Here is a 19907-nt window from a genome sequence, read left to right on the forward strand (position 1 = left end):
ACTATAAGACATCCAATCTATATCCGATGGTATAGATAGTGACCAGCCTTATATTGTTGTCCGGGTTGAGCTGCAATTTGCTTCTCACCCTCGACATATGGGTATCCAGGGTGCGAGCACTCGTCACCGACGCCCGCCCCCATACTTCGTTCATGATTTGTTCCCGCGAAATCACCTGTCCCGCATGGGTGAAAAGCAGCACTGCTATATCGAATTCCTTGGTTTGCAAAGCAACGGCACAGCCACGGATAGTGGCAACCCTTTGTATCAAATCAAAACAATAAAAACCCACACCCAATAAATCAGGCATGCGTTTAATGGCCTTATTGCTTTCATAGACAGACGGGGGAGTTATTTTCGATAGCGTATGGATGCGAACTGCCAGCTCTGCGGCGCTGACAGGTTTGGTGACGTAGTCATTGGCCCCTGCCCTGATTCCCTGCACTACCTCTGCGTCCGAGCTGCGATGGGTAAGAAACATCACCATCATATTTTTACTGGCGCTACTCCTGATCAACCTGATGAGCTCACTTCCAGCCATATCCGGCAAAAGCCACTCCAGTATCAACAGATCAAATTTTTTGTAATGCAGAGCATCTATCAACGATAGTCCGGTAAAAAAGGCTGTGCATTCATGTCCTGCGTCAACCACCATGCGTTGCAAGATGTTGGACTCATGCTGGTCAAGCTCCAGCGTCGCTATTTTCATTTTTGATGTATGTATCGGTGATCATTTGCATTAAACAAATAGCGCAGCTGGACGCGCCCCTTTCGTTTTCAGGACGAAAGAGACGCATCATAAAAAAAGCACTAGGGAAAATGACGGCGCTACGCCAGTTGAGCCTGGCAAGCAATTTACTTCGTGGTGTAACCGCCGTTGATCAGGATGGTCTGCCCGGTGATCCACCAGCCATCGCTGACCAAATGCCGGATGAAAGGCACGACATCTTCGATATCGGTCAGGCCGGTTTTGCTGTAACCGGAAAGTGCAGCCGCTGTCTTGTGATAAGCGACGGCGTCCGCGCCTTCAGCCGGATAGAAAAATGATGTATCCATCGGGCCCGGGCCAACAGCTGTTACCGAAATGCCGCGTGCACCAAACTCCTTGGCCGCAGCACGCGTGTAATGCTCCACTGGCGCTTTGGTACCAGCGTACGCCGCATAGAACGGAGTGAATGCACCAAGCAGGGAAGTCACCAGCGTGCAGACCTTGCCGTCGTCATTGAGGTGCTTGCCCGCTTCTTTCAGGAAGAAGAAAGCTGTCTTGCTATTGACCGCCGTCATCTCGTCGTACTCGGCTTCGCTGATTTCTGTCATCGGTTTCTTTAGTACCTTACCGACGGTGTTGATGGCAATGTCCGGGCGACCAACCGCTGCGATTACGTCTGCAAACAGTTTTTCCACCGCGGCCGCCGAAGTCAGGTCGCCCTGCAGGATGACTGCCCTGGCACCGGCACGCTCTATCGCGGCGGCAGTCTCTTTTGCCTCAGCCGCACTGGCAGCACTGTTGTAATGGATGGCAACAGCTTTGGCACCTTGTGCAGCCAGATCGCGTGCAATCAGGCCGCCGAGGTTCTTCGCACCGCCGGCAATGAGTACGACTTTGTCTTTGATGGTGTGCTTGGTCATGGGAATTCCCTTGTATAGGTTGTAGGCCTGACCACTGTACGGTTGGTAACACTTGTTAATAAATAGCTCATTTATGTATAAACTATTCAGAATTCATTACCAATAAAGTGCCATGGACCGCCTAGACCAGCTCAATATCTTCATCCGCGTCGCACATAGCGGCGGCTTCACGGCAGCGGCCGATCAGCTCGGTTTGCCACGTCCCACTGTTTCGCTGGCCATCCAGCAATTGGAAACACGGCTGGATACGCGCCTATTCCATCGCACGACACGACGCGTCAGCCTGACCCGCGAAGGTGAAATGCTGCTGGAACGTGCGATCAACCTGGTCGCCGACAGTGAAACACTGGAACAGCAATTCAAGTTGCGCACGCGCGGCATGGCGGGTCGTTTGAAAGTGGATTTACCCAGCCGCATCGCACGTCGCCACGTTGCACCTGCGCTACCAAAGTTCTTCGATCGCTTCCCCGACATAGAGATAGACCTGGGTTCCAGCGACCTGCCCATAGACCTGGTACACGAAGGTATCGATTTCGCATTACGTGTCGGCCAGATTGTTTCCGACAGTCTGGTCGCCCGTCCCCTCGGCAGCTTCCAATTGATCAATTGCGCCAGTCCTGCTTATCTGCGGCGCTACGGCGTGCCGCAAAGTCCCGCCGACCTGTCGCAGCATCAGACGGTGCACTACGCGTTGCCGAATGGCGGTCGCGCCGTGCAATGGGAGTGGGAAGAAGACGGCCAGCTACAAACCGTGACGATGGGCGCACAGGTTTCAGCCAACACTGCGGAAACCTATATAGCCTGCTGCCTGGCCGGTATGGGACTGATCCAGATTCCAGCCTTTGACGTGCGTGAACACTTGCTGGCCGGAGAGTTGGTCGAAGTCATGACACCATGGCGCGCTCCATCCATGCCGGTGCAAATCGTGTATCCCCACCGGCGCGGCCTGTCACCGCGCGCGCAGGTTTTGAGCGACTGGATGACTGAACTGCTGGGGCCCCACCTGAACTAGTTGCAGCGCACCGTTTTGTTGCGCAAAGGAAATTTTTCATTCAGTATGCAGACATATCCGTCGAGATTCCACACAGGGATGCGTAATTAATATCGATTTCTTAATCGGCCTTGAATCGACTATGCAGAAATCTACATCTGCATACTGAATCAATAGGGAACCCTGCATGCCTATTTCCAATACTGATTTTTTGCTCCGCTCCAATCCTGTAACCGCTTCCAAAGATGAGCTGCCATCGTGGTGCGCGGCATATCGCCGAAACCGCCAGACGAAACATCGAAGCACGCCCCTCCCTTATCGCCGCCCGCTGGTCCTGTTAACCGCGTTTGCCGCATTGATATATGCAAACACGACCATGCAGCAAGCTCATGCGCAATCGATCACCTTCAGTGGTGACTTGAATTATCTCCCGCCCGGAGGGACTACGCATTGGAACGTTGGCGACGATCTTGTCGTTGGAGATAGCACTACAGGGACCTTGCTTATAGATGCAGGCGCGACTGTGAACAATCGTGACAGCTACATCGGCAACCAAGGGCTCGCACAGGGAACTGTCACGGTTCAAGGCAAAGACGGTGCCGGAAGTGCTTCGACCTTGACGGCGACCGGCGCGCTTTATATCGGCGTTGAAGCCGGTAGCATTGGCACCCTCAGGATCCTAGATGGCGGCACCGTGTCCAACACCAACTGGGCTATTCTTGGCCGCGATAGCGGCAGTACAGGAACGGCCATAGTGTCCGGCCCGGGATCGACCTGGAATATTACTCCCACGGTCGGAATTCAAGTCGGATCTACTGGCAGCGGCACGCTACAGATCAACAACGGCGGCACGGTAAACAGCGGCCAGGGCATTATTGGCTACTACACCGGTAGCGATGGTCACGTCACCGTCTCAGGCGCCGGAACAAACTGGAATCCGCTAAACAACATTTTTGTGGGCTTCGAGGGTACAGGTACGCTGGAGGTGCAGGATGGCGCCACAACAAGCACCATGCAAAGTGGAGGCGGTGCCGCGACTATCTATGTGGGCTATCGGAATGGGGCTCAGGGTACAGTCACGGTAGGTAGCAGCACCGGCGATACCTCGACCTTAAGTGCAACTGACAATCTGATAGTGGGTGCTGAAGGTAGCGCCACGGTGACCATCGAAAAAGGCGGCTTGGTAAAGATAGGCACTGACGTATACATCGGCAATACGGCTACGAGTACTGGCACCCTGCATCTTAACGGTGATGCCAGCGGACGCGGCATCCTCGAAACGGGTGCCGTCATCGCCGGAGCTGGTACTATCAATCTCGATCTCAACGGCGGCATACTCCGCGCCAACCGCAATGAAGCCAATTTCCTGGAAGGATTACCGGCACTCACCGTCGGAACCGAAGGCGCATGGTTCGACACCAATGGGCACACCATAGGTATCAGTACCGCTTTTACCGGCACCTCCACCTTTAACAAGCTGGGTGCCGGCACACTGACACTGACTGGCAATAGTTCAACCTTTACCGGCGACACGGCGGTGAGCGCAGGAACCCTGCAGATGGACGGCATCCTCGGCGGCACTATCGATGTGCAATCCGGCGCACGCCTGACGGGTATCGGCCAGGTCGGGGTTACCACCAATCGCGGCGTAATCGCTCCGGGTCACAGCGGCAGCCTCGGCACACTCACCATCGCCGGTAATTACATACCGGCGGGCGGCAGTATCGAAATCAGGACGCAACTGGGAGACGACAGCTCAGCAACAGACCGCCTGATCATCACTGGCAGCACTTCGGGCGCCACGCCGGTCAAAGTAACTAACTTTGGCGGAACTGGTGCGCAGACGACCGAAGGTATCAGGATTATTGAAGTACAGGGTGCTTCTAATGGCACCTTCTCACTCGTGGGCAATACTACCTTCGAAGGCCAACAAGCTGTCGTAGCTGGCGCTTATGCTTATCGTCTCTACGCAGGCGGCGCATCCACACCCGCAGATGGCAGCTGGTATCTGCGTTCCGCTTTACTAAACGCACCGGGCACACCGCTCTACCAACCCGGCGTCCCCAGCTACGAAGCCTATCCGCAAATCCTGCTGGGGTTGAATGGTTTGCCGACACTGCAGCAAAGGGTAGGCAATCGTTTTTGGAATGATGGCAGCAGTTCGTCTGCCAAAGACAATGGGCGTGGCGTAACTGGTGCCTTTACCGAAACGAATGGTATGTGGGTACGGGTAGAAGGTGGACATAACCGGATGACGCCGAAAGAGTCAACATCCGGCAGTGACTATCAGTACGACACCTATAAAATGCAGGGCGGCATCGATGCCATGCTCAGCGAAAACAGCGACGGCAAACTCGTCGGCAGCGCCCTCCTCCACTACGTGCATGGCAGCGCCAAAACATCGTGGCGTTACGCTACCGCCAACTATGGCTCCGGCCGCATCTCCACCGACGGTTATGGTGTAGGCGCGACGCTGACCTGGTATGGTGCCAACGGTTTTTATGTCGATGGCGCGGCACAACTGACCTGGTACAGCAGCAACCTGTCCGCCAATTCAGTTCACAGCCTGACCAGCGGCAACCATGCGTTCGGCCAGGCCTGGTCAGTCGAAAGCGGCAAACGCGTCAAGATGAATGGCAACTGGTCTGTGATACCGCAAGCGCAACTCAGCTATTCCAAAGCAAGCTTCAATGATTTCACCGACGTCTTTGGTGCGTCGGTCAGACATGGGCGTGATGATAGTTTGCAGGGGCGTCTCGGCGTCAGCCTCGATTATCAGGAAAACCGGACACGCTTCTATGGCATCGCCAACCTGTACAACGAATTCTTTAACGGCACCTCAGTCATGGTTGCCGACCGGACCTTTTCCAGTCGCAACGACCGGTTGTGGGCAGGGCTTGGCTTCGGTGGCTCGCATAGCTGGAACAATGACAAGTACTCGGTCTACGGAGAAGCCAGCTACAACACCAGCCTGGCCGGCGGCAATTCGTATGGATATGGCGGAACCGTAGGTATGCGTATCAAATGGTAAGTTGCATGCCGTTGGTGCTATATCAAAACGAATAGACATCAGCCCTGCCCGAATCAAAACAAAGATGTAAATAAAAAAGGCGAGCACCAGGCTCGCCTTTTTACTATGCACAACTATGTCGTCAGTAACGTACGCGCAAGCCTGCGTAAGCCGAACGTCCCGGTTGCGGGAAACCGTAGGAAGTCGAGTAGTTACGATCAAACAAATTGTCTATGCCCACATACAATTGCGTCTTCTTGTCGATGTCATAGCTCACACGTGTGTTGACCAGTACATACGACGGCAATTCTGCAGAGCGCAGCGTACCGGTACGCGAATAGTAGGTTTGGTCAGTCACATACAGCAGGCTGCCGAACAACGATAACTTATCCGTCAGCGGCTGCCATGCATCCAGTGTCAGGCGATGGCGCGGCAGGTATTGCAATGTGCGCGACTCTGCATTTACCAGGTTCTTCGCACTCAGGTAGGTATAGCCTGCGCTGACAGTGCCCTTGCCGACCGCGGTACGCGCCAGCAATTCCAGGCCGGTATTGCGGAAGCGATCCTGATTTTGCTGGGTGCTATTGCTGTCCGGCTGGATGAAGTTACGGATCGCAGAATTGAATATGGTCGCATCGACTGTCGTTTGCGTACCCGCTTTCCAGACCACACCGACTTCGGCGGTGGTTGATTCTTCCATCTTCAGGTTAGGATTGCCGCGCGAACTCTCATACAGCTGCGTCAGGCTCGGCGCACGTACCTTGCGTGCCAGACCACCCTTGAGACGCCAGGCCGGAGCTACATCGATGTAGCCGCTCAGTGCTGCAATCGGAGCCGACTGGTCACTGCCGCCATCGTCACGACGCTGGCTGACCCAGCCTGCGCCGGCGGTGATACCGCTGATGTCATTGATCTTATAGGCCGCTTCGGCACTAAAGGTATCAACATGGCTCTGCTGACTGAAATTGAGCGTGCGGATGTTGAAGGTACCGGCACCACCACCGCCACCTCCGCCGCCGCCCCCACCACCTCCTCCGCCACCGCCGCCACCGCCGCCACCTGCGGCGACGTCACGGATGCGGCCGTTTTCACCGTAGCTATCGCGACGGGTGTCAACAGCAGCACTCAAGGTCAGGCGATCAGTTGCCAGGTGCTCGACCTGCAGGTGATACCCGAGGCTGCGGCTATCCGATGTTTTATCGAAACCACCGTTGATACGGTTACTTTGCAACAGTGCATAGTTGGAGCCGTCAAAACGACGTTCATCCTGCCGCAACTGACTCGCATAAATCCAGCCACGCAAACGCGTGCGATCAGTAATCGCCCAGTCAGCGGAAAGCTGTGCCGACAGTTGTGAAATATTGTCATAGCGCTCGTAACGCGGTACTTGGGCAAAGGCATCGGTGCCTGGATAGATGCCTGGTGGTTTGCCCTGGTTACCATCGCCGGCATTGATGCCCAGGCCTATTTTCAAATCACGATTGACCTGGTAACCAAAATTACCGGTGATGGTCGTGCTGTCCAGATCGCTGTTGCGACGTTTGCCGCGCGGTTGCTCGACCGTACCTGCGTAATCGGAGGACAAGCGGGTATCGCCATGTTCCTGATGATCGGCTGCGATGAACCAGTCGAGTGCACCAGCCTGGCCACCAACGCTGGCACTGACTGCGCGCGATGCATTGGTGCCAAAGCGGGCATCGACATTCGCTGTCGTGTGATCTGCATTACCGCGACGCGTGATGACGTTGATCACACCTGCGGTACCACCCTCGCCATACAGGACCGACGAAGTGGCACTGCGCACCACGATTTCATCGATTTGCGTCACAGGTATCAAGGCCGGATTGAACTGGCCGTCAGCATTCGAATTGACCGGTATGCCGTTCACCAGCAATTTGATCTGGCGTGTGCGTTGTCCACGCATATCAATACGTGGCGAACCTTCACCACCGGTGCGGATATTCAAGCCGGGAATTTGCGCCAGCGCTTCATCCAGCGTACGTGCACCGCGACGCTCGATATCCTCGGCGCTGATACGCCAGACTGTAGTGGATTTTTCAGCGACATCGGCCTGCTGGCTGCCGGCAACTTCGATCTGGCCCAGTGTGTAGGCTTCGTTATCGGCAAATGCCTGCGTGCCGAGGGCGCAACTGGCTAAGCCTGCGATCAGCAAGGAGTGGCGTGCGGGTTTCTTCATAATGACTTTCTGGTTATAGCTGTTTGAATATAACGACAAATAAATACCAGCCCTGAACAGGCTGGTACCGGAACTACAGGAAAAACAGATTAGTGACGGCGTTTACGGCTGCTACCAAGATAAAGCAGCAATCCGAGGAAGGCACCGACCGCGCCGAACAGCGCATGGGTGGAAAGCGGATAGCCTATACCGTTGATGAGTGAACCGAATTCGATAGCACCGGCACTCAGGCTGCTGAAGATATTACGCGTCAACGGTGCGATCATATGTGTCAGTGCCCCGACCACGGGCAGCCAGATGAAATAAGGCAGCAAGGAACGTATGCGTGCGTCAGGACGGAATACCAGCGCATCAACGATGCAACCTTGCAGGAAGTAAGTCAGCATCTGCGCAGACTTGCCGTCCAGTCCGATGCCACCCGCATAGATACATGCGGTGGCTGCGGCACCGAGGCCGACGAACATACCGGCCGCGCCGCGGTTGGACAGCAAACGTGCCAGTATCAACAGCGCGAACCATTCCATGCCGTGATAGCCAGGCATGCGCAGCGGAATGCGGAACGACTGATGCAACACCGCCGCCAGTGCGCCCACGCCAAGCAAAAGTATCAACTCAAGTGCCAGCGGATACTTGGCTGCCTGCTCGCGTGTGCCCGGCCAGCTAAAAGCGCTTGACGTAGTTTTTGGAAGCTGCGCGCCATCCGTTGAAATCGCCTTCATCTACTTTCTCCACTAATAAAGTTGCTTGCCCCTGCAAAAAAACCGCACGCGGCCATTCACCCAGTTCAATACTGTCTTCTGCGTTGATCACCACTTCGGCACCCAGCTTGCTCTGTATCGTCACGCCCGTTGCTTCCGCAAGTGCACCTGCCTTCCAGCATTCAGAGGACAGGCCGCGCAATTGTTTGAGCCAGAGGAAGCGACCATCACATCCACTCGCATTCAGGCCGACCGCTGCCAGCGCACCGATCACGCCACCATGCGTACCGGTCAGTCCGGCCATGTCTATCTTGTGTCCGACGATCAGCTTGCGCGCATCAGCTTGCGTCAAGACCTGTTCCTTGGCCGCACGCCCGAATTGCCGGACGGCTTCAGGCAAATCCTTGCGTTGCACCAGCACAGTGCCGGCATCCGAACCTTCGGCGCTTTCTTCCAGCAGATAGCGACAGGTGTAATCAAAGATCGTCTTGCGATCGACTATCGATGGCAGCACCAGGCAAGCAGAGCTGTTATGCGAGGTATAAGGAATGCGCGGATCAACCAGCAACTGATGACGCGTGATGGCCTTGACCTCGGCGATGCCAGCCTCCGCCATACGCAAGGCCAGCTGCCGGGCAAGAAAACCGGTACCACGCGAAGTCAGGTTGTCGGTGTCATCGATGGCCAGCAGCCAGTCGTCTTCATGCGGCGACGACCAGCGCTTGCCTATCGCATCCAGCGCACGCCACTGTGCTGCATTGATCGGATCGGAGCCAAGTGGCTGCATATTGGATTTGCCCTAAAAAAGTCGATATGTTACATAACGACATATCGAATGCGCAATACCCAAATGAAAATAACGTAAGGCTACTGTTGTTGCCAGGCGATACTACGCGCCTGCCGGAGGTGCATTTACAGAGTGAGGATCGGTACTAAGGAAGCACGCAAAGAAAATTTGCGGCGCTGGCTGCAACAGATGTGCAGCCGGGAGGATTAACTATTGTCGGCTTCTTTCAGCGACGCCAGCTGCACCAGGCGCGCCAGTTCTATCGATGCCGCCGTGTTGATACGCTGCTCCAGTGATGAGTATGTCGCAAGAATATCGCTGCCCAGCTCGGTCAGCTGCGCCCCGCCCCCGCCCTTACCGCCTTTGACGGTAGCGACGACTGGTTTGCCAAAGCCCTGGTTCAGCGACTCGATCACCAGCCACGCATTTTTATACTGCATGCCGAGCGCACGTGCTGCGGCGGATATCGAATTCAACTCAGCGATTTGCCTGAGCAGCTCTATTTTTCCAGGGCCGATGGAAATCGAATTCCCGATAAAAATACCGGGACGAATAATCGCCACTTCACCCCTGCGCTTGCTACCAGGCTTACGGCCAGTCTGGGCACCGGATACATCGGTGATGGCTGCTTTGTTCTTATCCTGTTTTAGCTTGGATTGCATGCGTCGGTATGAGGTTGGCGAAGCGTCCATTGTATTTGCACTTCCTTCGAAATGGAAAGGCCTATCGTTCTCTATGGATGCTTGCTAAGCTTTTGCTTACAACTGCTTTTCACTTCGCCCCAGACTGGGACACGCCCCCGATCAAGTCAGTGAGGTCCTTTTGATGTGCTATGTTTTTTAGATGAAAACTGATCAAAAATGAATAAGCCCCCTGCTTGCCAGGTAAATGACACTTGTGTCCATCCCGGCTTTTTGCCATTCACTTCTGACAGTTCTGTCCGTACAAGTAACAGTTGGGCTATGCGATGAAAAAAGGCTTTGGCGAAATCCGCTGTAAATTCTGCATGACCTGGCAACGGTCCGAGATACAGCACTACGACGAGGAAAGTTTCCTGGCTGTCGCGCCAGGAACCGAGGGGCAGGAATGCATCAATCCCTGGTGCCTGCAATGGATTCCGGCGGATAACGACAACTTCCGCTGGCGCACGGTAAAAGTGCCGGATCCGAACAAGTCCTGAGACTGTTCGTCACGCGAACGGACCACGTATTCTTTGCTATAGTCTCGCTCACTTACCGATATTCGCAGTTGAAGAAGTGGTCGCCGACCCTTCATAAAAAAAGGCTCAGTTTTTCAACTGAGCCATTCACTGCACCGGTCTGTGCAATTACAAATCAGACCTGGCTCAAGCGTTTCGCTTCCGACACCGATCTGACGTTCAATCCAAGTGCAGGTATAGCAGGGTTTTGCACGATCACAGTCTCATACATAGAAGCGTCGTTCAGGACAAAAGTCTGAACCAGACCCGCAAGCTTATCCGCCTGATCGCGCAGTGAGTCTGCCGCAGCAGAGGCTTGTTCAACCAAGGCGGCATTTTGTTGCGTCCCCTGATCCATTTCAGTGATGGCTCTGCTGACTGCGCTTATGCCTGTGCTTTGCTCTTGCCCGGCAACGCTGATCTCCGCCACCACTTCAGTCACACGACGCACGCTGGCGACGACTTTTTCCATCGCCACACCGGCTTCGTTGACGAGCACGCTACCTGCTTCAATCCGGCCGACAGAATCATTGATGAGCGTCTTGATTTCTCTTGCCGCGCTGGCTGAGCGTTGCGAAAGACTACGCACCTCGGCGGCGACAACCGCAAACCCACGCCCCTGCTCACCCGCCCTTGCCGCTTCAACTGCTGCATTCAACGCCAGGATATTCGTCTGGAAAGCAATGCCATCGATAACTGAAATGATCTCGACTATCTTGCGTGACGACGCGTCTATCGATTCCATCGTCTCTATCACCTGTTCTACAACCGTGCCGCCGTGGGTGGCGATTTGTGACGCACTTACTGCGAGCTGATTGGCTTGTTGCGCGTTGTCAGCATTCAGCTGGACCGTCTCGGTCAGCTTCAACATTTCAGCATTTGTTTTTTCAAGTGCAAATGCCTGCTGCTCGGTACGCGACGATAGGTCAGAATTGCCGTGCGCGATATCTGACGAAGAAGCTGCCATCGTATCCGTACCGATACGTACCTCACGAACTATGGAAGCAAGGTTGTCGCGCATGGCCTTGAGTGCATACAGCAGACTGGATTTGTCTTCAGGACGAGTAACGATGTCAGTCGTCAGATCACCTTGCGCTATCTGCCCGGCAATCATGACTGCATATGACGGCTCACCACCAAGCTGGCGCAGCAAACCACGAGTGATCATGACGGCAATCGCGATGCTGACTATCAGTGCGATTGCAGCCAGGCCCAACACGAACTTCATCGACTCATTGAGAATACCTTCAGTCTTCTGCGTTGCCTCAGCGTTTTCTGCCAGTACCTGGTTCAGTACGACATCGATATCAGTCACGATCTGACGGCGCAACGGACTGCATTCCTCAACCAGAAATTTTCCGTAAGCAGCCATATCATTAGCGTTGCGGTAACGGCGCGGACGCTGTAATTCTTCCGCCATCGCGAGCAAGCCGGTTTCCACCTTCTTGAAATTGGCATCGTTGCCGAAACGAGGCGCAAGCTCTGCCAGCGCGGCAAGATAAATTCCTTTTTGTTCATCAAGGATGGCCAATTCCTTCTGTGCGCTCGCTTCATCACTAAAAATCAAAGCATTGCGCGCCGCCAAACCGGTTTGCGCCAAGGCTTCGCGAGCGACGTAAAGCGGCGCCAGTTTTTGCAATTGCACCTGATGCTGATCGTTGAACGCATCTGTCACGCCGGACAGACGCACCATCGCAAAAGTCGCCAGCAAAAGCATGAGTATGGTTACCGCGCCGAACCCCAGGCCCAGTTTTTTGCCGATATTTAAATTTCTTACGGATAGCATGACGTTTCCCAAGATGCGTGTTGCGGAGTTGTGCAACTACGCCTGACTGACATACTCCGATCACCAAATTAGAAAGATGATGAGTATGTTTAATATGAAGATCACTACCGATCAGCCTGACATGTTAGTGATTTATGCCGATATGCCAAGCAAACAAATGTCATATTTAGTAAATTTGTGGATGATACGTATGTCATCAGATGTCAATTTACTCACAAAATGACGTACATCTGCTTCAAAGTGCGTCCTTGCTTGCGCACCATCCTCGCCCGGCTTACACCTAGGCTGAAAGTTTGCATGTGTTTTTTTCGAGAGAGCTTGGGAACCTGCCGCGCCCAAGCAGCCGTTCGTCTGCCTGCGACAGATGATCAGTATGGCTGTTGGTGCAATAGGTAAAGTCGGTGCATTGCTTCCGTCCATTATTGACGAAGTTACATACGCTCCTCAATATTTCACCGCAGTCAGATAGCTGTCATCAGACAAATCCAATCCGCATCAGATCCCCAAAGTTCGACCTTGATTGCATGCAGATTCCTTGCAATGCACCAAAGGGCAATTGACAGTAATAGCGTTGCTTGAAAAGCTGTGTCATATCGTCTCCGCAAGCATTTTTTAGTCGTCCTAGAGCCAGGGTACGTTGCGGCTCCCTTTCCGCAATCATGACATGCAGGTGCCACAAATTTGCGTTCACAAATGGGGTCTATATGAACAATCCGCATGCATTGGCCGAATCATTTTCCATCGTGCGCAATGACGCATTGTTCCGTCTTCAAAGGGCTATCGGTTTAATCCCGGAAGAAGGCAATGGCATACTACGACGTGCAATTATCTATAGCTTGCTCTGCTGGGTACCGCTTGTGATCTGGGCTTTCTTCACGGGGCGTCTGATGCCCGACGACGATCCCGAATCCCTCGCCGGACACTACGGGATCCATGTCCGCTGCCTGATCGCCATTCCCCTATTGATCATCGCCGAGGCCGGTGCACAAGCCATCCTTCCCGTGTGTCTCGCACAATTTTTGCGCACGGGCCTCATCGACGAAAAACTGGAACCTGCATTTCGCGCGATCATCGCCGATGGCATACGCCTGCGGGATCGCATTTTTCCCTGGGTAGTGATTGCCGGCTTGATCCTTACGTGGACCGTATCGTTTGCACTGGCTCCAAACAAGGAAGAAGTATCGTGGGCCGGTTTGGAAGTAAACGGTCATGGCTTCGGAAGCTGGTGGTTTCTTCTGGTGATACGCCCCATTTTCAATGTCTTATTGTTAGCCTGGATATGGCGCCTGATTCTGACCAGCATCGTCCTCTTTCGTATCGCAATGCTGCCGTTGAATCTGGTGCCAGCCCATCCTGACGGCGTGGGTGGCTTGGGTTTCATTCAACGCATACCTATCATCTTCAGCCCGATGGCATTTGCCGTGTCTGCTGTCATCGCCTCATCCTGGGCGCATAATGTGATCTACCACGGGCTGCCGGTCCCTTCCCTCTATATCCAGATGGGCATGCTGGTAGCTATTTTGGTTTTCCTGATACTGATGCCCTTGCTATCGTTCTCTCCTTTGCTGGCGAAAACCAAGAAGCGTGCGGCGCGCGAATATGGCGCCTTGCTGGCAGGACATGGACGCCTGGTGCATGAACGCTGGATACAAGGGAAAGAAATAGAAGACACGCCGATACTTGATGCACCTGAACTCGGCCCTTCGGCAGATATTCAAACCTTGTACGAGGCAGCGAATGCAATGCGCCCGGTTGTCATCAACAAAGTCACTCTGTTAATGGTGGTCGTACCTACAGCCATACCGATGCTGCTGGTCGTCGCAACCCAATGGCCACTCCGCAGTACGTTGGGCAAGCTTTTAATGGCTCTCCTTTAGCACTGCTGTGCCATCAGTATTCCATTCTCAATTGGCCGGCACGGTAATCACAGGAGCCAAAGGCGGCGTGCCGGTCTCCGCGAGGGAAAAGAACAACAGGAAAAATGAAAACTTGGATTTGCTACTGAGATCCCTGTCATCTATCCAATACCAGGTATCGCGATACTTCACTGTGGAGTAAGCCTGCGTCGGCCGTTCGGCTCCTGCATAAATGGTTAAGAACGGCGGCTCGGAACCGTCCGCCAGCGTCGACAGACGCGCCGCCCTTCCTTCCGCCAGGTGCTGTTCCGGCACACGGATTCCAGCCCCCGCCTCTATCATAATTTCAAGCATGGAACGCGTAAGCAAAGCGATTTCAGACGACCGTGTCTGATGTGCGCCGAAGGTCAGGATAATCTCGCCCTTCTTTTTCAACTCCAGATTCAAGGTCTTTGCAACGAACTCAATATCCTTCAATAACTCGGGGCCGACTTCCTGACGAAAGAAGACGATAGCCGCCTCTTCCGGCCCGCGCTTTTCCACCCGCATTCCCATTGCTTCCGACCTTTGTATCCTTTGCATAGCGGCAATCAAAGGAAAAAAAGCCGGATCTGCATTGCGTGCACGGGCGTTGGTGGAGGATTGGTTATAGACGCCATTGATCGCACGCACCGTCAGTTTCATGACGATCTCAGCCGGGTAGCCGGCCTGGATCAGGGCAAAGACAGCAACCGGTTGAATAGGCTGTAGCAGGTTTTTGGCGAACTTATCGCCGGTGACCGGAGAGTAAGTAATCGTGGGGCGATCGGTATATTTCCCCATTGCGCCTAGCGCCATATTATCCCCGGAGGTATGCGGGAAGATGCCGAATGCCGCACTCGCCTGCGACTCCATCGAATAAGAGCTGATCAGGGATGACACATCTAAAAACACGGGGGCGTCGGAATAACGCAAACGCACCATATTGAGCAGCGTCTGTTCTTTCCAGGAATCTGCGATGGTCGAAATATATTCGACCCGATCGCGCTGCACACTGGTCGGCCCCAGACCGGCGCATCCACCAAGCAACCAGGCTGCGGCCAGTCCGCCTAGTGCAGTTTTTGTAACATGATCCCAGGCAGGTTTCATTGGATTACCCCATGACATGACAGTAGCCCTTACTCGGCGACTTGATCGGATGACTTTTGAATTGATACATCACGTTGATTTGGATTCGGCAACACTATACCGGCACCTTCCAGCGCATTGATGATGGCGACCCGAACGTCGGAAGCGACTAATCGCAGCCTGGTTCTCCTGGAGTCTGTCCAGAATCTGGTTTCTATATAAAAATGCTCGGCAGTCAGATCCCGCAGCCTGATCGAAGCAGCAGGATTCTTGGCCACACCGGGCACATCCATCACGGTTTTCAAGATAACGGACATGGCAAGTTCGACGTCCTGGTTGTACTCCAGATAGACAAACACCGACGTGCGACGTAAATCAGACGCCGTGTTATTCGTCACCCGTGACATGAAGACTTCGCCATTTGGAACCAGCACCAATCGCCCGTCATAGGTGCGGATGTGCGTTGCGCGTATCTGGATGCGCTCCACCGTGCCTTCCGTTTCACCGACCACAATCTGATCACCGATTTCGAAAGTCTGGGCGATGAGTATGAATAGGCCACTCACCAGATTGGACAGCACATCCTTTAATGCAAAGCCCAGGGCTACACCGCCCAGCCCCAAACCTGTTACCAGGGAACCAGCGTCAACGCCCATCACATCCAGCGCAACAAAGATGCCTATTAACCAAACTGTGTAGTAAGAGACCAAACGGACCAGGCTGGCCTTCATCGGATTCTTGATGAACCTGGAACCGTATCGCGCTACCCGACGCACGACTACCGCCACTATCCCAAAAGCAAAAAGCACGACGATGGCTGACAATAACAATGGTAAGCCAGCGCCCAGGCGTTCAAACAAATGCACGATAGCGACCTGAATATTTTCCAAAATTGATGCGCTCGGTAAATCATCCATTGGAAATCCCTGCGTAGCCCATGAATCAGGAAAGCTGCAGAGTGTAATCATCTGCACTCTGCACTACCTTGCATACAAAGTTTTAGCTACCGTTGGATGCTTCGGTCATTTTTGCGATCACCTGATCCAGGCTAAAACTGGCGGCTTTTTGGCGCGGCGGGAATTCCTTGAAAGTGGCAAGGAATTCGGCAACAATGGCCTGCGCCGGAACCAGCAGGAAGATATGCCGGAACATCCAGTCGTAGAAAGTATTCGACGTAATTTGTGCGCGCTCGTAAGGATCCATACGCAAATTGAAAATGTACGGTGTGCGCAGCACGACGAATGGTTCCTGCCAGATTTTCAGTGTGCCGGGAACGCGCTGCTCCAGGAATAGCATTTTCCAGTTGTCATAGCGCAAAGCGGCGACATCTCCGTCATCAGTGAAGTAAATAAATCCCTTGCGCGGGCTCTTCGCTTCCTTACCGGTCAGATAGGGCAGCAAATTGAAACCATCGAGATGGACCTTGAAGGTTTTTTCTCCAATCTTGTAGCCCTTTTTTAACTTGTCGGTGATGTCGGCCTCACCGGCGACTGCCAGTATGGTGGGGAACCAGTCCTGATGGCTCACGATTTCGTTCGACTCTGATCCGGCAGGAATATTATTTGGATAACGCACCATGCATGGCACGCGATAGGCGCCTTCCCAGCTCGAATTTTTTTCGTTGCGGTAAGGAGTCGTACCGGCATCCGGCCAGGTATTCATATGCGGACCATTATCGGTGCTGTACTGCACGAAGGTGTCGTCTGCAATGCCAAGTTCATCCAGCAGATCAAGCAATTCACCTATGCATTTATCGTGGTCGATCATGGCATCGTGATACTCCGATTGCCAGCGACCTGATTGGCCCAGGCTTTCGGGTTTGATATGGGTCCATGCATGCATGTGTGAAGTATTGAACCAGACGAAGAAAGGTTCGCCGGCATCATGCGCTGCTTTAATGAATTTCTTCGCACCGGCGAGAAATTCATCATCGATGGTTTCCATCCGTTTTTTTGTCAGCGCTCCGGTATTTTCAATTTTCTGGCCGCCCTTGCCATCAGCCCAGCAATGCAGCACGCCACGAGGACCGTATTTTTTCTTGAAGTTGGGAAAATCCTTTTCGTTCGGATAATCGATTTCCTCTGGTTCTTCTTCAGCATTCAGGTGATATAAATTCCCAAAGAATTCATCAAAGCCATGTACCGTAGGTAAATGTTCGTCACGATCACCCAGGTGATTCTTGCCGAACTGCCCTGTGCGATAGCCCAGTGGTTTAAGGGCTTCGGCGACAGTAATATCCTCCGCCTTCAGTCCAAGTTCCGCGCCCGGCAAACCGACTTTTGTCAAACCGGTACGCAAGCCGCATTGTCCCGTCAAGAATGATGCGCGACCGGCAGTACAACTTTGTTCCGCATAAAAATCCGTGAAGATCATGCCTTCTTTGGCTATGCGGTCTATGTTCGGGGTACGGTAACCCATCACACCCCGGGTGTAACAACTGAGATTCGACTGACCAATATCGTCACCCCACATAACGAGGATGTTCGGTTTCTTGCTTGCCATGATCTTTCCTTTCAGTTGAAAGAATGCGCATCGCATCCATAAGATTTAATTGGACATCAGTGTTTGCTCACAAAAATATGTACCTCTGACGAACACACTTCGGCCGTTCGTCTTACCGACACCGATTACAGTGTTCGCCCGAAGAATTTGATGTTTAATCGAAAGAAAATGAGCGTCAATTGTCCTTTGGCAGCCATGCCCTGCCCTTTGGTGCATGCGAAATTGTCTCGATGGGCAAACTGCATAGAGTTAGGTGCACACGTGTTGACGCGTCCGCATTTTCACCTTTAGGATCAATATCGCAGTTGCATACTCCGCAGCCTGTCATGCAGGTTTGGTGATTACTCTTTTCAGGCAGAAACCTTATGATCGAGTTTCGCGACACAACGGCAGCCTGCATGTATCGACTAATGATTCCCGCTCTTTTTACGATACTGTTCGTCCTTGCCGCACCTGCATTTTGCGCGCAAGCCGATACCTCTTTACCCAAGGCAGTACAGTCCGACTCTTCGTCTCAAACTAAGACGCAGCAAAGCGACGATGCCACTTCGGTAGAAGCAGCTGTCACAGTCTTGAATCGCAAAGTCGCCACCTTTCGCTCGTCTCTGCGCGGAGTGTCACCGGCGAGCCGTGCGGAACGCAGTCGGCGAACACTGAATGAAATTCTAAATGGCGTTGAAACAGGAACAGTCACTGTCAATCACGAACCGCAAGGAAATGTGTTGCTGGTCGACGGCAAACTGGCTTTCATCCTGTTGCCGAACGATGTTGATGCTGTGCGCGGCGAGACGCTGGATTCCATCACCATACAAACCGTCTCCGCCCTGGAGCAAGTGATTGCGGAAGCGAAAGAGGCGCAGGATCGCAAGCGACTATTGCGCAACTTTGGCCATTGGGTATTGGCGACATTGATATTCTGCTTTGCGGTTTGGCTGGTGTTTCGCATACGCAAATGGCTATCGCGACATCTCGCACGTATGTTTCAATCGGGTGCGGCCAACATACAACTCGGCGGCGCCCGACTGTTGGCCGAGGAACGCGTCAGCATGTTGGCGCACAGCGCAGGCAGCATCATCGCCTGGCTGATCATCTTGTTGATGTCTTATGAGTGGTTAAGCTTTTCCTTACGCCAGTTTCCCTATACGCGTCCGTGGGGCGAACAATTAAACCAGTATCTGATTGGCGTAGCCTTGCAAATAGGCAGCAGCATCATCCATGCCTTACCCAATTTATTAATCGCGCTCATCATTTTCGCGTTGGCGCGCACCACCATACGCATGCTTGCTCCATTCTTTGACAGACTGGAAGCGGGAACAGCACATTTGGGCAGCATAGACAGAGACACAGCAAAGCCGACCCGCTGGATTTTTAGTGTCGGTGTATGGTTGTTTGCGATCGTAATGGCTTACCCATACTTACCCGGCTCACAAAGTGATGCTTTCCGCGGTATGTCGGTATTGGTAGGCTTGATGGTGAGCGTCGGCGGTGCCAGCCTGCTGGGACAGGCTGCCAGCGGTTTGGTGTTGATGTATTCACGCACCTTGCGCATCGGTGAATATGTGCGCATCAACGATCACGAAGGCACCGTTACGGAACTACGCACCTTCACGACAAGGATACGTACCGGGCTGGGAGAAGAATTGACTTTGCCCAATGCCCTGGTATTAGGCACAGTCACCAAAAACTATTCCCGCACAGTCAAAGGAAAGGGATACATCGTCGATACGGTTGTGACGATTGGTTACGATACGCCATGGCGACAAGTGGAAGCGATGTTGATGGAGGCCGCAGCAAAAACAACAGGCATCATTGCAGAGCCTCCGCCCAGGGTATTCCAGACTGCACTGTCGGATTTCTATCCCGAATACAGACTGGTTTGCCAGGCGATCCCTAGCGAACCCCGGCCACGCGCAGAAGTATTGGCGCAGCTGCACGCCAATATTCAGGATGTCTTTAACGAATACGGGGTACAAATCATGTCACCACATTATCTCGGGGATCCGGACACTGTAAAAATAGTGCCGAAACCGATGTGGTTCGCTGCGCCGGCAAAAAACGACAGCCCTATCAATGCAGATAGCGCTTCCGGCAAATGAAACCGGGCTTGAACTGCGGGGCGTCATCGCATTCATTTTGCAGTGATATA

General features: G+C 53.4%; 15 protein-coding genes. 5 read left to right on the forward strand and 10 right to left on the reverse strand.

What is annotated here, in order from left to right:
- Nucleotide 1: 1 nt before the first annotated feature.
- Both ACFQPC_RS05785 and ACFQPC_RS05790 read right to left on the reverse strand, forming a co-directional pair.
- Nucleotides 2-709, reverse strand: coding sequence for a response regulator transcription factor (locus ACFQPC_RS05785; protein ID WP_382270733.1), 708 nt, complete (start codon nt 707-709; stop codon nt 2-4).
- Between the two features lie 146 nt (nt 710-855).
- Nucleotides 856-1629, reverse strand: coding sequence for an SDR family oxidoreductase (locus ACFQPC_RS05790; RefSeq protein ID WP_382270735.1), 774 nt, complete (start codon nt 1627-1629; stop codon nt 856-858).
- A 112-nt stretch (nt 1630-1741) separates the two neighbouring features.
- Here ACFQPC_RS05790 and ACFQPC_RS05795 point away from each other — a divergent pair, with 112 nt between their 5' ends.
- Nucleotides 1742-2641 carry a LysR family transcriptional regulator gene (locus tag ACFQPC_RS05795; protein ID WP_382270737.1) on the forward strand — a complete coding sequence of 300 codons (900 nt, stop codon included), beginning with the start codon at nt 1742-1744 and terminating at the stop codon, nt 2639-2641.
- A 355-nt stretch (nt 2642-2996) separates the two neighbouring features.
- Nucleotides 2997-5651, forward strand: coding sequence for an autotransporter family protein (locus ACFQPC_RS05800; RefSeq protein ID WP_382270739.1), 2655 nt, complete (start codon nt 2997-2999; stop codon nt 5649-5651).
- A gap of 121 nt (nt 5652-5772) precedes the next feature.
- Here ACFQPC_RS05800 and ACFQPC_RS05805 read toward each other — a convergent pair whose 3' ends face one another.
- The 4 genes from ACFQPC_RS05805 to ACFQPC_RS05820 form a co-directional block, all read right to left on the reverse strand.
- Nucleotides 5773-7827 (reverse strand): TonB-dependent receptor domain-containing protein, encoded by a 2055-nt coding sequence (locus tag ACFQPC_RS05805; protein WP_382270740.1) that lies wholly within the window; start codon nt 7825-7827, stop codon nt 5773-5775.
- Nucleotides 7828-7916: 89 nt separating this feature from the next.
- A complete protein-coding gene (locus ACFQPC_RS05810) occupies nt 7917-8546 on the reverse strand; it encodes a hypothetical protein (protein ID WP_382270741.1) in 630 nt (209 codons plus the stop codon).
- Nucleotides 8488-9312 (reverse strand): hypothetical protein, encoded by an 825-nt coding sequence (locus tag ACFQPC_RS05815; RefSeq protein ID WP_382270743.1) that lies wholly within the window; start codon nt 9310-9312, stop codon nt 8488-8490. Before ACFQPC_RS05815 ends, ACFQPC_RS05810 begins: the two co-directional genes overlap by 59 nt.
- A 206-nt stretch (nt 9313-9518) precedes the next feature.
- Nucleotides 9519-9974 (reverse strand): winged helix-turn-helix domain-containing protein, encoded by a 456-nt coding sequence (locus ACFQPC_RS05820; RefSeq protein ID WP_382270745.1) that lies wholly within the window; start codon nt 9972-9974, stop codon nt 9519-9521.
- Between the two features lie 305 nt (nt 9975-10279).
- Between ACFQPC_RS05820 and ACFQPC_RS05825 the strand changes: the two genes are divergently transcribed.
- Entirely contained in the window at nt 10280-10492 is a 213-nt protein-coding gene (locus ACFQPC_RS05825) for a hypothetical protein (protein ID WP_382270746.1), read from the forward strand.
- A 154-nt stretch (nt 10493-10646) separates the two neighbouring features.
- Here the strand turns inward: ACFQPC_RS05825 and ACFQPC_RS05830 are convergent, their stop codons facing one another.
- A complete protein-coding gene (locus ACFQPC_RS05830; protein ID WP_382270748.1) occupies nt 10647-12296 on the reverse strand; it encodes a methyl-accepting chemotaxis protein in 1650 nt (549 codons plus the stop codon).
- Nucleotides 12297-13000: 704 nt separating this feature from the next.
- Between ACFQPC_RS05830 and ACFQPC_RS05835 the strand changes: the two genes are divergently transcribed.
- Nucleotides 13001-14173 (forward strand): hypothetical protein, encoded by a 1173-nt coding sequence (locus ACFQPC_RS05835; RefSeq protein ID WP_382270750.1) that lies wholly within the window; start codon nt 13001-13003, stop codon nt 14171-14173.
- A gap of 27 nt (nt 14174-14200) precedes the next feature.
- On the opposite strand, the gene ACFQPC_RS05840 is transcribed toward ACFQPC_RS05835, so the two are convergent.
- From ACFQPC_RS05840 to ACFQPC_RS05850, 3 genes are all read right to left on the reverse strand, one after another.
- Nucleotides 14201-15280 (reverse strand): hypothetical protein, encoded by a 1080-nt coding sequence (locus ACFQPC_RS05840; RefSeq protein ID WP_382270751.1) that lies wholly within the window; start codon nt 15278-15280, stop codon nt 14201-14203.
- A 29-nt stretch (nt 15281-15309) separates the two neighbouring features.
- Nucleotides 15310-16176, reverse strand: coding sequence for a mechanosensitive ion channel family protein (locus ACFQPC_RS05845; protein ID WP_382270752.1), 867 nt, complete (start codon nt 16174-16176; stop codon nt 15310-15312).
- A gap of 82 nt (nt 16177-16258) precedes the next feature.
- Entirely contained in the window at nt 16259-17761 is a 1503-nt protein-coding gene (locus ACFQPC_RS05850; RefSeq protein ID WP_382270754.1) for an arylsulfatase, read from the reverse strand.
- Between the two features lie 410 nt (nt 17762-18171).
- On the opposite strand from ACFQPC_RS05850, the gene ACFQPC_RS05855 reads away from it, so the two are divergent.
- Nucleotides 18172-19857 (forward strand): mechanosensitive ion channel family protein, encoded by a 1686-nt coding sequence (locus ACFQPC_RS05855; RefSeq protein ID WP_382270756.1) that lies wholly within the window; start codon nt 18172-18174, stop codon nt 19855-19857.
- The last annotated feature ends 50 nt before the right edge of the window (nt 19858-19907 follow it).

The organism is Herminiimonas glaciei, from assembly GCF_042664955.1.
Lineage (GTDB): Bacteria > Pseudomonadota > Gammaproteobacteria > Burkholderiales > Burkholderiaceae_D > Oxalicibacterium > Oxalicibacterium glaciei.